Below are 12,481 nucleotides of genomic sequence, written 5' to 3' on the forward strand. Positions count from 1 at the left end.
TACACCTTCCTGATCAAAGCTGTCTGCGTCCTGACCTTCGCTGTCGGCATCAACAACCTGGTCTTCAGCATGGCCTTCCGGCGCGCTGTGATCACGATCCCGGCGAAGGGCGGTTGCCTGTGCATCATCGGCAGGCGATTTGACACGCGGTGCGTTTTCAAATTCCTGGCGGCGCGAACGACGGCGACCACCACGTTTGCCGCGACGACGGCGTTTGCGCTGTGCTTCGTCGTCGTCATCTTCTTCGTTATCGTCCTGATCGGAACGATCCGACGCACCGGCTGCATCATCGGATGCATCGGCTTCGTTCTGATCATTGCGATCATCACGATCATCATTGCGGCCACGACGGCGACGACGGCGACGGCGGCGTTTGTTGCCCTGATCATCGTCATCGCGCTGATCGCGGGTGTCACGGGCTTCGGCGACATCGTCTTCTTCGTCGTCTTCGTCCGCTTCAACCGGGCCTTCAATCGCCGTGAGCGAGACGCTGTCGGTATTCAGAACCGGCAGGGCTTCTTCCTCGTCACCTTTTTTCGCACGCGTGCGTTCGATGCGGTGATCTGGCGAAATCAGGCTGTCATCGCCAAAGATCATGACGGTGAAGCCGTAACGCTGTTCGATTTCAGCCAGCGTATCGCGTTTGCGGTTCAGGATATAAAGCGCGACTTCGCTTGCGACATGCACGGTAAGTGCACCGGAACGACGACGCATGCCTTCTTCTTCAAGTACGCGCAGAAGGTGAAGGGCCGCACTTTCGATCGAACGGACAAGGCCGACACCGCGGCAATGGGCGCAAACCTCGAAGGCGCTCTCAACAAGCGACGGACGCAGGCGCTGACGCGACATTTCCAAAAGACCGAACGGGCTGATACGGCCGATCTGCAGGCGGGCACGGTCATTGCGCATCGCTTCTTTAAGCTTGCGTTCAACCGATGCCTGATTGCGGTGATCTTCCATATCGATGAAGTCGACAACGATCAGACCGGCAAGGTCGCGCAGGCGCAACTGACGGGCCAGCTCTTCGGCGGCTTCAAGGTTGGTTTTGTATGCGGTTTCTTCGATGTTGCGTTCGCGGGTCGAACGGCCCGAGTTCACGTCAATCGCGACCAGTGCTTCGGTCGGATTGATAACGATATAACCACCCGATTTAAGCTGAACGACCGGATTGAGCATAGCGTCAAGCTGGCTTTCCACCTGGAAGCGGTGGAACAGCGGAACGCCTTGATCCTTGTAGGGTTGCACACGCTTCGCATGTGACGGCATCAACATCTTCATGAAGTCTTTGGCGATCCGGTAACCTTCGTCACCTTCGACCAGAACTTCATCAACATCGCGTGCATAAAGGTCACGGATGGAACGTTTGATCAGATCGGCTTCTTCGTAAATCAGGCACGGTGCCTGGCTCTGAAGGGTGGTTTCGCGGATACGATCCCACAAACGCATCAGATAATCGAAGTCGCGTTTAATCTCGGCCTTGGTGCGTTCCGAACCGGCGGTACGCACGATAACGGCCATGCCGTCCGGAATTTCCAGCTCGGCCAGAATGGATTTAAGACGCTTGCGATCCTGCGCATTGGTGATCTTGCGCGAAATGCCGCCACCACGCGGGGTGTTTGGCATCAGAACGCAATAACGGCCCGCCAGCGACAGGAAGGTCGAAAGGGCGGCACCCTTGTTGCCACGTTCTTCCTTTACGACCTGCACCAGCAGAATCTGGCGGCGCTTGATCACTTCCTGGATTTTGTAGCGTTTCTGCATCTGCGGGCGATGACTGTCGGAGAATTCATCCCCGTCATCGCCACCCAGATCATCAATATCTTCTTCTTCGGCGGCACCGGCCGGTTCGGTTTCGATATCAACGGTCAGTTCGGCAATTTCGGCCGACATGGCAGCATTACCGCCACCCGATCCATCGGTATCGTCACCGTCATTCGACGATGCGTCCGCGCTGTCATCACCAGATGCCTCGACATCATCGGATTTTTTGCGACGGTTGCGTGTGCGACGACGGCGCGGTTTTGCGTCTTCGTCGCCTGCATCGTCACTTGCCGCGGCGTCATTTTCCTGCGCGGCGTCTGCCGCAACAGTGGCCGCACTATCGGTATTTTCGTCGGTTGCCGGTGCTTCTACATCGGTTTCAACCGCGGTTTCGTCCGATGCCTTCGCACGCGGTTTGCGGCGATTGCGGGTACGGGCCGGTTTCTTTTCTTTTTTCGGGGTATCGCTGCCCTCGGATGCGTCGCCGATATTGTCTTCGACGATGTCGGCATCCTTGACGTCGCTATGACTGCGCGAAAGGGCTTCGCGATCTGCGACCGGGATCTGGTAATAGTCGGAATGGATTTCGCTAAAGGCGAGGAAACCATGGCGGTTTCCGCCGTAATCGACGAAGGCCGCCTGCAAGGACGGTTCTACACGCGTCACTTTCGCGAGATAGATATTTCCTTTTATTTGCTTCTTGGTCGAAGTTTCGACGTCGTATTCTTCTAGGCGATTTCCATTAATAACAACGACGCGGCTTTCTTCCGCGTGCGTTGCATCGATGAGCATGCGTTTGACCATTCGGAACCTGTTCCTGAAGGTCCCGCCAGTTTCCTGCGTAAAGCGATGTTGCGCTGGTATGCAAACAAACCGGCGTATCCGGAGGCGCCGTCCATCAAGGTCGCGATATGTCCTGTATATATCTGGTTCATCGCGTTTCGGCTGCTCTTCCGGTTCGGACCTGGTTTTGGTGTTGAAACAAAAATTGGTTGCGTATTCTCGAGCGCGCCAAGACAGCCTTGAATGGGAGGGCTCTATCGGGAGCGGGAATTGCCGCGTCACCGAGACACCGACCCGAGAACTGGCCTCGTCGCGTCCTCAGTCTGGCGGATTAATAAGGTTCACACCGCAAGACATAGGAATCTCGGGTGCAACATATCCCTTTTGAAGTCGCGCGACAAACAGTTTTGTTACGTTGTCCGATGACTTTATTGCGGTTGAATTGAAAATCGCAAAGTTTTTCGCCCGATTGCGCCAATCACGGATGCCTTCTGCCAAATCCATGATCCTGCAATGTTTTTACCGTTTACATCGATGCCAGGAACACCAAAACCGGGCATGCTATTCGCGTCGTGTGTTTGATGGGCGGTCAATTGCCCGTTAACCAACGCGTTGCTATAAGCGCAAACGAGTACTCCGCATCATCACGATTAACGCAGCAGGGCGATGGTATCAGTTAAAACGGGTTCGCAGGTAAATGCGACGGCAGAAAAGCTGTCCTTGGTCGGACAAAAATCCGCCCGGATGATTGCCGCACTGTGTCTGTCGCTGATGATCTGCATTGGCTTTTTGGCTACCGCAAACGCGCAGGAAACCAAGGTTCTTGGTGCGCGTCTTGGCGTTTATCCAGACTATACCCGTTTTGTCATCGATCTCGACCATGATGTCGAGTTCAGCTATTTTCTGCTGCCCGATCCGTATCGCGTTATCATCGACATGCCCGAAATTGAATGGAGCGCCCCTCCGGGCAAGGTGACATCCGGCGGTGGTCTGATTTCCGGGTTGCGTTACGGCCTGTTTAAACCGGGTACCTTCCGTGTGGTTCTGGATGTTGCCGAACCCGCACTGGTGTCAAAAATATTCACCTTGCCAGCGTCAGAAGGCAAACCGCACCGTCTTGTTGTCGATTTGTCCCCGGCCAAGCGCGACGCCTTTATGACGGCGTCGCGTGAAAGTATGGAAGCCTATTCCGCCCGCAGCCGCAACGACACCAGTGCCACCGAACAAAGTGCCGATGTGGCCGTGGAATCCGGTCGTGGCGGTTCGGAAAAGCCGCTGATTGCAATCGATGCCGGTCATGGAGGCGTTGATCCCGGGGCGATCGGGGTGGGCGGGGTTTATGAAAAGGACCTGACACTTGCTGCTGCACGCGAACTGGAAAAGGTCCTGACCGATTCCGGTCGATATCGCGTGCTTCTGACGCGTGACAAGGACGTGTTCCTGAAATTGCGCCAACGGACCGAGATCGCGCGTAAAAACGGTGCTGATCTGTTTATTTCCCTGCATGCGGACTCGATTGGCAATTCCAAGCATCGTGGCGCGTCGGTCTATACCCTGTCTGAAAACGCATCGGACAAAGAGGCCGCCGCACTGGCATCAAAGGAAAACAAGGCCGACGTCATTGCCGGGATCGATCTGTCCGAAGAAAACTCGCTGGTGCAAAGCATCCTGATCGATCTGGCGCAGCGCGAAACCATGAACCTGTCGGCAACCCTTGCTGCGAATATGGTTTCAGAGCTTGGGAAAAGCATTGAACTGCAACGCCGGACCCACCGTTTCGCGGGTTTTGCTGTTCTAAAAGCACCCGATATCCCATCGGCATTGTTTGAAATGGGATATCTGTCGAATGCGACCGATGCCAAGTTGCTGCAAAGCCCGGCACATCGGCGCAAGGTTGCCGAAGCCGTCATGCGGGCGATTGATATCTATTTCGAGAAGCACAAATTCTAGAATCCCGAATTCCGGAATCGAAAAATTCGCATGGGTGATTTGCGCGATTTTCCGTAAAGTGGAAAAGCCAGTCCTCGCTTTGACGGGGTGGCGGGGGTATAGTCATTGTCCGGTCTGTAAGGAAATTTGCGGTAATCGTGCGCGCTATCACAACGCCGTCACTTTTTTGCCGCTATGATAGGGCTGATTGCAATTCTCCGGAATATGCGCTTTGGTGCGCGCCAGCCGGATCAGGCCAAAACAGCAAAATGATAAAGACCTGTTTATGCGTATTTTACTAAGTATTTTCGGTGTGCTCTTCCTCATGGCGGTTGCCGGGGGGATTGGCGTTCTGGCGATCTTCTGGCATTTCGGTCAGGACTTGCCCGACTACACCCAGCTTGAAACCTACGAACCCGAAGTCATGACGCGCGTTCATGCCGGTGACGGGGCGTTGATCGCCGAATATGCACGTGAAAAACGTGTTTTCGTGCCGATCACCTCGATCCCGCATGTTGTTGTTGATGCGTTTGTCGCGGCCGAGGATAAAAACTTTTTCAGCCATCCGGGCATTGATTTCGCATCCGTGCTGCGCGCGGCCGTGACCAACGTTGCCAATATGGGCTCGGGCAAACGTCCGGTCGGGGCGTCGACCATTACCCAGCAGGTCGCCAAAAACTTCCTTCTGACCAGCGAAGTTTCCTATGAACGCAAGGTCAAGGAAGCGATCCTTTCATTCCGTATCGAGCGTGCCTTTACCAAGGAACATATCCTCGAACTTTATCTGAACGAGATTTATCTCGGCAATGGCAGCTATGGTGTTGCCGCCGCGGCCCTGCGCTATTTCGACAAATCTCTTGATGAAATCAATATCGAGGAAGCGGCTTATCTCGCCGCCCTGCCAAAGGCACCGTCGAACTATCATCCGGTCCGCAACCATGACGAGGCCAAGGCGCGCCGTAACTGGGTGATCGGCCGGATGCTTGAAGAAAAATTCATCACCGAAACCGAAGCCCAGAACGCATGGGCAAGCCCGCTGATTGCCAAGGAACGCCAGTCGGTCGATACATATCGCGCCGATTATTTCGCCGAGGAAGTCCGCCGTCAGCTTGTCGATCGTTACGGCGAAAACATGTTGTATGACGGGGGGCTTTCGGTGCGTGCGACGGTTGATCCGCGTCTGCAGACCATTGCCGATCAGGCGCTGGTCGAAGGGCTGGTCGAATATGATCGTCGTCATGGCTGGCGCGGTCCGATCACCAATATCGATCTGTCCGATGACTGGCAGCAGAAACTACGCGAAGTCGAAACACCAAACGATGTGCCGTGGGACAAGGCCGTTGTCATGCGCGTTGGCAGCGATGAAGTCACGCTGGGCCTTCTGTCGGGCAAGCAGGGGCGCATTCCGCTGCGTTTCCTGACATGGGCGCGCGCATGGAAAGAAGGCCAGACGCTTGGTCCGGCCGTCAACAGCCCGTCCGATGTGCTGTCAGCCGGTGACGTGATCTATGTAAAGCATTTCACCGAACTCGATGGCGAGGAACTGCCGCCAAACACCTATGGCCTGCGCCAGATTCCCGAGGTCAATGGTGCCCTTGTCGCCATGGACCCGCATACCGGTCGAGTTCTGGCGATGTCGGGTGGTTTTTCGCATGATATGTCGAAATTCAACCGTGCGACACAGGCCCGCCGTCAGCCGGGCTCTGCCTTCAAGCCGTTTGTGTATCTCGCGGCCCTTGATCAGGGCTTTACCCCGTCGACCATGGTGCTTGATGCGCCGTTCGTGATTGATCAGGGGCCGGGACTTGGCAAATGGAAGCCGGGCAACTATAGCGGCAAATTCTATGGTCCTTCGACCATGCGTCTGGGCATCGAACTTTCGCGTAACCTGATGACGGTGCGTCTGGCGCAGACCATCGGTATGGACAAGGTTGCCGATTATGCCGAACGTTTCGGGATCGTCGATGACCTGCCACAGGTTCTGTCGATGTCGCTGGGTGCTGCTGAAACCACGGCGATGCGTCTGACGGCGGCCTATGCCGAACTGGTCAATGGTGGCAAGAAAATCACCCCGACCCTGATTGACCGCATTCAGAACCGCCGCGGCGAAGTGATTTATCGTCGTGACGAACGCCAGTGCGCGGAATGTCAGGATGTTGAATTCCGCAATCAGATGCCGCCCGAACTTCCGGACAATCGTGAACAGCTTGCCGATCCGGCAAGTGCGTTCCAGATGGTATCGATGCTTGAAGGCGTGGTTGAACGCGGTACCGGGCGTCGCATTCGTGAACTCGGCTATCCGCTGGCCGGTAAAACCGGCACCACGAACGACAGCCGCGATGCATGGTTTGTTGGCTTCTCGCCCGACCTTGCGGTTGGGGTGTATGTCGGCTTTGACGATAACCGCTCGCTTGGCGATCAGGAACAGGGGGCCAGTGCGGCCGCCCCGATCTTCAAGCAGTTCATGGGCGATGCGCTTAAAGGTACCAAGGCCGTGCCGTTCAGAACGCCGCCCGGTATCCGCATGGTTCGCGTCGAAGCCCGTTCCGGCCTTCCGGCCCGTCCGGGTGATCAGAACGTGATCTGGGAAGCCTTCAAAGCCGGTACCATTCCGTCGTCGAACGACAATGTTATTGATGGTGGCGATGCTGGCTATAGCGGTGTCGGTGCCGAAGGCAATACCGGCGGGGTTTCAAGCCCGGGTGGTATCTACTGATCTTTGGTGCGATCTTGCGCCGATAGTTACGGGCCGGGTGCAAATTGCATCCGGCCTTTTTCATTTGAAAAGCGGGCAGGGACGCGGGTGTCGTATTGCGCGCGCCTTTGTCATCAAATGTTGATAAAACCATCAACGGGCCGCAACCGTCCTGTCATTTGAATTTGCCATACTCTTCAAGGTGTTACTTCAAATTTTGAAGGGGTTCTTTCAATGTCTTTTCGTGTTTCCCGCCGAAAATTCCTGACCACGACTGCCACTGTAACGGCCACTGCCGGTGCGGCATCTGCCATGGGTGGCTTTTTCATGCCGTCAATTTCACGCGCGGCTGATCGTCCGCTGATCACCCATGGCGTGCAAAGTGGCGATGTCACCGCCAATTCCGCCTGCATCTGGGGGCGTGCGGATCGTGCGTCGCGCATGATCACGGAAATTGCCACAACGGAAAATTTCGCACGTTCGGTCAAAATCCCGCATGTCGATGTTCTGCCGGAACGTGATTTTGCCAGCAAGCTTGCCCTGAATGATCTGCCTGCCGGGCAGGACGTGTTTTACAAAATCCATTTCGAAAATCTCGATGATGGCCGGGCATCGTCGGAACCGGTGATCGGACATTTCCGTACGGCACCGGCGGCAAAGCGCAATATCCGTTTTGGCTGGTCAGGCGATACCGCCGGGCAGGGCTGGGGCATTGACGAGGATCGCGGCGGCATGAAAACCTATGCCACGATTACCAGGCATAACCCGGACTTCTTCATCCATTCCGGCGATACCATCTATGCCGATGGCCCGTTCGCCGCAGAGGCAAAAATGCCCGATGGCGATATCTGGAAAAACATCACGACCGAGGATACCGGCAAGGTTGCCGAAACCATTGCCGAGTTTCGCGGCAATTATAAATACAACATGCTTGATAAAAACGTTCGCGAATTCAACCGCCTGATCCCGGTCTATTACCAGTGGGACGACCACGAAGTGACCAATAACTGGTATCCGGGTGAAATGCTGACCGGGGATGATCGCTACAGCGAAAAATCGGTATCCCTTCTGGCCGCACGTGCCAACCGGGCGTTTCGTGAAATGCTGCCGATCACCGAACATGCGTCCGAACCGGGGCGGGTTTATCGCAAGGTGTCCTACGGCCCGTCACTTGATATCTTTTTCCTTGATATGCGCACCTATCGTGGTGCGAACGATGCCAATAACAGCCCGGAACCAAATAACAAGACCGTCTTCCTTGGCCGGGAACAGATCGAATGGCTCAAACGCAGCCTTCTGAATTCCAACGCCACATGGAAGGTCATCGCGTCCGATATGCCGATTGGCATGGTGGTTGGCGATGGCGACAATTTCGAAAACCTTGCCAATGGGGATGGTGCCCCGGCCGGACGCGAATTTGACATTGTCGAATTGCTGCGTTTCATCAAATCGGCCCGTATTCTCAATACCGTCTGGCTGACGGCCGATGTGCATTACACGGCGGCCCATTACTATGATCCGAACAAGGCCCAGTTCCAGGATTTCGAACCGTTCTGGGAATTTGTTTCCGGCCCGCTTCATGCCGGAACATTCGGGCCAAATGCCATGGACAATACCTTTGGCCCGCAGGTGATGTTTACCAAACACCCGACCAAGGAGCAGGGCATAAACCTGCCGCCATCCTTCGGTTTGCAGTTCTTTGGCCTTGTCGATATCGATGCTGAAAACGAACAGTTCCGCGTGTCGCTTCGCGATGTTGCCGACGAAGAACTTTATACCGTGACGCTTGATCCGGTTTACAGCTAACCCGCGCGATACCACCTTTAAACCCGGCGCATTTGATGTGCCGGGTTTTTCCATGCCTGATGTATGTCCCCGCGGGGGTTTCAATCGGGGCAAAAACTGCTATAAGCGCCGCCGAAGTTGCTGCGATCCTTCGCGGCCTTACAGAATTTCATATGAATAACGGAGACATCAATGCGCGCCGAAGCACAGGCATTGGTCGATGAAATCAAGCAGTCGATGGCACTGCTGAGGAGGCATCTTTGACTGGGATAACGCTCTTAGACGCCTCGACGAACTGAACGCGCTGGCCGAAGATCCCACCTTGTGGGACAAGCCGGAAAACGCGCAGAAAGTCATGCAGGAACGTACCCGGCTTGATGATGCCATCAACGGCTACAAGGCGCTTGCCCAGGAACTCGAAGACAATATCGGTCTGATCGAACTTGGCGAAGCCGAAGGCGATGACGAAACCGTTGCCGAGGCCGAGCAGGGCCTGCGCAATATTCGCGAAATCGCCGCCAAGCGTGAGCTTGAAAGCCTGCTCTCGGGCGAGGCTGATGCCAATGACGCCTATCTCGAAATCCATGCCGGTGCCGGCGGGACCGAGGCACAGGACTGGGCCAGCATGCTTGCGCGCATGTATGTGCGCTGGGCTGAGTCCAAGGGCTACAAGCTTGAAATGCTCGAAGAAAGCGATGGCGAGGAAGCCGGCATCAAATCGGTGACCTATAAAGTCACCGGTCACAATGCCTATGGCTGGCTTAAAAACGAGGTCGGCGTGCATCGTCTGGTGCGTATTTCGCCCTATGACAGTGCCGCGCGCCGCCATACCAGCTTCTCGTCCTGCTGGGTCTATCCGGTGATTGATGATGACATCAATATCGAAGTGCTCGACAAGGACCTTCGTATTGATACCTACCGTGCATCAGGTGCCGGTGGTCAGCACGTTAACAGAACAGACTCGGCGGTGCGTATCACGCATATTCCGACCGGTATCGTCGCGCAGTGCCAGAACGACCGTTCACAGCACAAAAACCGCGATACCGCGATGAAGATGCTTAAAGCCCGCCTGTACGAAGCCGAACTTCAGAAACGCGAAGCCGAGGCCCAGGCGCTTGAGGATACCAAATCCGATATCGGCTGGGGCCATCAGATCCGCTCCTACGTGTTGCAGCCCTATCAGATGATCAAGGATTTGCGCACCGGTGTTGAAACATCCGACACCCAGGGCGTTCTGAACGGTGATCTTGATGACTTCATGGCCGCCGCCCTTGCCGCCAAGGTCACCGGTTCCGCTGGTGAAGTCGAAGACATCGATTGATCCGAACCGGATTACCAAACAAAACACCCCGCACAGGAAACTGGCGGGGTGTTTTGTTTAAGGCGGGCTGGATGCCCTAGTCGACTTCCCCATCGCGAAGCGTGACATAGATCAGCACCGCAAGGATGGTGATGAAAAAGCGAAAGGCCGATTCAATACCGTTCCATGTGTCGGACATCCACATGCCAAACCATTCGCCGCCAATCGACATGAACCCCACCTGCCACAGCAGAAAGCCAACGGTCAGGCCACCGATGGCATATCCCTTGCTGTTATTGAAAAGGGCCGCGGTGGCATAGCGGACCGACCACAGTTTCCACGCCCCGATCCAGCACAGGATCGCGATCAGCACCTCGGTCGCGATAATCGCGATATAGGCAGCATGATGCAGGGCAGGGCTTTCAATCGCGCGATATTTGATGGTGCTGTCAGGAAAGATCGTGTCCATCATCAAAACATGGCGGACGAATTCGAAATTGCTGCCGTAATCGGTGATGTTGCCAAAGGCGACCAAGGTTGCAAACAGGGCGATTGCCGCCACAGTCAGGATTTTGGATAAACGGATCGCAAGCATGCTGATGCCCCCCGGCATGAAAGTGCAATATCGATCAGACGCAGTCTAATCAATTGTAAACCGGCAGAAAAGTTTGGTCAGGGATAATGCCCGTGCTCGTATGGTCGACAGGGCAGGAATACCGCGATGTCAATTGCTGCATTTTTATGTCTTCTGCCCGTAAAAATCCCGCTTCTGTCATAGTCTCGCCTGATATGTCTGGCAGTGTATTGCCCATACGCAAAATCCGTTGAAAAACGAAAGGGCCAAGTCGTTGAAAAATAGGGCCTCGGCGGGTTTCGCGTCTTGAGCAAACGTCTATCAGTCAGGTGAAGTCCAAAAATGCCGCGTCAGTCCCATGGCCAGGTCGCTGTTGGCGACCAGTTCAAACTTGCCACCCCGAATGGCCCCATTTTCGAAGTTATCAAAATCCGTGAAATGAGACCGGTCGATCATGCCCTGATCACCAAGGTTCGGGATCGAAAATCGCCGACGCTTATCGCGGTTACGACATTGCTGGACCCGGATTTCTATCGCCCCGTTCCCGCCGATCAGCGTTACGAAGATATCAATGACGGCATCCTGCGCGGCTAGGCAGCAACCCGGTTGCCGCTGTTTTCAAGATGCCGCACAAAGTGTTTCGCCCGCCCGGTTGCAAAATTTGCGATAAATTCAGTTGGCAGGGCGGTTCAATGAAGATGAAATGGACGCCATCAAAAAGCATCACGCATTTCATCGGGGACCGCCTTAATGCCACGCGAAGACAGAACCGCGCTTCTTGCCACCCTGTTTGCCACACTTGAAAACGATATTCTGCCCAAAACCCGCAAGGGTGTGGCCGCCGGAAACAAGATTTTCGGGGCGGCCTTGTTGCGCAAATCCGACCATTCGCTGGTGCTCGCTGAAACCAATAACGAAACCGAAAACCCGCTTTGGCATGGCGAGGTCCATTGCCTGAAACGGTTTTACGAAATGCCTGCCGATGGACGCCCCGCAACGTCGGATCTGATTTTCCTGTCAACACACGAACCCTGTTCGATGTGCCTGTCGGCGATCACCTGGGCCGGGTTTGATAATTTCTATTATTTCTTCAGCTATGAGGATTCCCGCGATGCGTTTGAAATCCCCCATGACCTTAAAATCCTCAAGGAAGTCTTCACCCTCGATGCCGGGGAATACAATAAATCCAACGCATTCTGGCAAAGCCATTCCATGATGGGCATGATCGCCGACCTGCCCGAAGCCGACCGTGCGCCGTGGCTTGAAAAGGCAAAATCGATTGCCGCCCAATATGATGCACTTTCCGATCAGTATCAGGACGGCAAGGGCGCAAACGATATCCCGTTGAACTAGGATTGCGGGCATGATCCGGTACTTTCACGTTTGAGTCCGAATCTGGCGAGTTTTATCTGCGCGATCTGCTAAGCTGCCGGGTATGGAACAGCTCAATGATGATATCTGCTATCACGCATTAAAGGCCCGGGATCGCCGGTTTGACGGTCGGTTTTACACCGCCGTTCTGACCACCGGGATTTTCTGCCGTCCGATATGCCCCGCCGTCACGCCAAAGCGCGTGAATGTGCAATTTTATCCCAGTGCCGAGGCGGCAATTGCCCACGGGTTCCGCCCGTGCCTGCGCTGCCGCCCCGAAGCC

Annotated in this window: 9 protein-coding genes; 7 read left to right on the forward strand and 2 right to left on the reverse strand. The window is 55.2% G+C overall.

The annotated features are described in order from the left end of the window. A partial coding sequence (locus TH5_RS24405; protein ID WP_147250182.1) for an Rne/Rng family ribonuclease occupies window positions 1-2,565 on the reverse strand: 2,565 nt, incomplete at its 3' end. A 645-nt stretch (window positions 2,566-3,210) separates the two neighbouring features. Here TH5_RS24405 and TH5_RS24415 point away from each other — a divergent pair. The 4 genes from TH5_RS24415 (at window position 3,211) to prfB (ending at window position 10,274) form a co-directional block, all read left to right on the forward strand. Next, window positions 3,211-4,494: an N-acetylmuramoyl-L-alanine amidase gene (locus TH5_RS24415; RefSeq protein ID WP_114124049.1), complete on the forward strand. Its 1,284-nt coding sequence runs from the start codon at window positions 3,211-3,213 to the stop codon at window positions 4,492-4,494. Between the two features lie 265 nt (window positions 4,495-4,759). Further along, window positions 4,760-7,189, forward strand: coding sequence for a penicillin-binding protein 1A (locus tag TH5_RS24420; RefSeq protein WP_114124052.1), 2,430 nt, complete (start codon window positions 4,760-4,762; stop codon window positions 7,187-7,189). 213 nt (window positions 7,190-7,402) lie between these two features. Then, window positions 7,403-8,974 (forward strand): alkaline phosphatase D family protein, encoded by a 1,572-nt coding sequence (locus TH5_RS24425; protein WP_114124050.1) that lies wholly within the window; start codon window positions 7,403-7,405, stop codon window positions 8,972-8,974. 171 nt (window positions 8,975-9,145) lie between these two features. After that, window positions 9,146-10,274, forward strand: a protein-coding gene (gene prfB, locus TH5_RS24430; protein WP_114110669.1) for a peptide chain release factor 2 whose coding sequence is annotated in 2 segments (ribosomal slippage) — window positions 9,146-9,214 and window positions 9,216-10,274 — 1,128 coding nt in all. Because the reading frame shifts where the segments join, the coding sequence is not laid out codon by codon here. Between the two features lie 76 nt (window positions 10,275-10,350). Here the strand turns inward: prfB and TH5_RS24435 are convergent. After that, entirely contained in the window at window positions 10,351-10,848 is a 498-nt protein-coding gene (locus TH5_RS24435; RefSeq protein WP_114124053.1) for a DUF2165 family protein, read from the reverse strand. Between the two features lie 321 nt (window positions 10,849-11,169). Here TH5_RS24435 and TH5_RS24440 point away from each other — a divergent pair, with 321 nt between their 5' ends. The 3 genes from TH5_RS24440 to TH5_RS24450 form a co-directional block, all read left to right on the forward strand. After that, window positions 11,170-11,421: a hypothetical protein gene (locus TH5_RS24440; protein WP_007090275.1), complete on the forward strand. Its 252-nt coding sequence runs from the start codon at window positions 11,170-11,172 to the stop codon at window positions 11,419-11,421. Window positions 11,422-11,577: 156 nt separating this feature from the next. Further along, window positions 11,578-12,180 carry a nucleoside deaminase gene (locus TH5_RS24445; protein WP_114124051.1) on the forward strand — a complete coding sequence of 201 codons (603 nt, stop codon included), beginning with the start codon at window positions 11,578-11,580 and terminating at the stop codon, window positions 12,178-12,180. An 82-nt stretch (window positions 12,181-12,262) separates the two neighbouring features. Then, on the forward strand, window positions 12,263-12,481 hold a 219-nt coding region (locus TH5_RS24450; protein ID WP_279627792.1), incomplete at its 3' end, for an Ada metal-binding domain-containing protein.

The organism is Thalassospira xianhensis MCCC 1A02616 (genome assembly GCF_003326475.1).
Classification (GTDB): Bacteria; Pseudomonadota; Alphaproteobacteria; order Rhodospirillales; family Thalassospiraceae; genus Thalassospira; species Thalassospira xianhensis.

Bases quoted from the DNA above. Each gene is read 5' to 3' on its own strand.
- TH5_RS24435 (WP_114124053.1), bottom strand. From the start codon at position 10,848: ATGCTTGCGATCCGTTTATCCAAAATCCTGACTGTGGCGGCAATCGCC.
- TH5_RS24425 (WP_114124050.1), top strand. From the start codon at position 7,403: ATGTCTTTTCGTGTTTCCCGCCGAAAATTCCTGACCACGACTGCCACT.
- TH5_RS24415 (WP_114124049.1), top strand. From the start codon at position 3,211: ATGGTATCAGTTAAAACGGGTTCGCAGGTAAATGCGACGGCAGAAAAG.
- TH5_RS24445 (WP_114124051.1), top strand. From the start codon at position 11,578: ATGCCACGCGAAGACAGAACCGCGCTTCTTGCCACCCTGTTTGCCACA.
- TH5_RS24420 (WP_114124052.1), top strand. From the start codon at position 4,760: ATGCGTATTTTACTAAGTATTTTCGGTGTGCTCTTCCTCATGGCGGTT.
- TH5_RS24440 (WP_007090275.1), top strand. From the start codon at position 11,170: ATGCCGCGTCAGTCCCATGGCCAGGTCGCTGTTGGCGACCAGTTCAAA.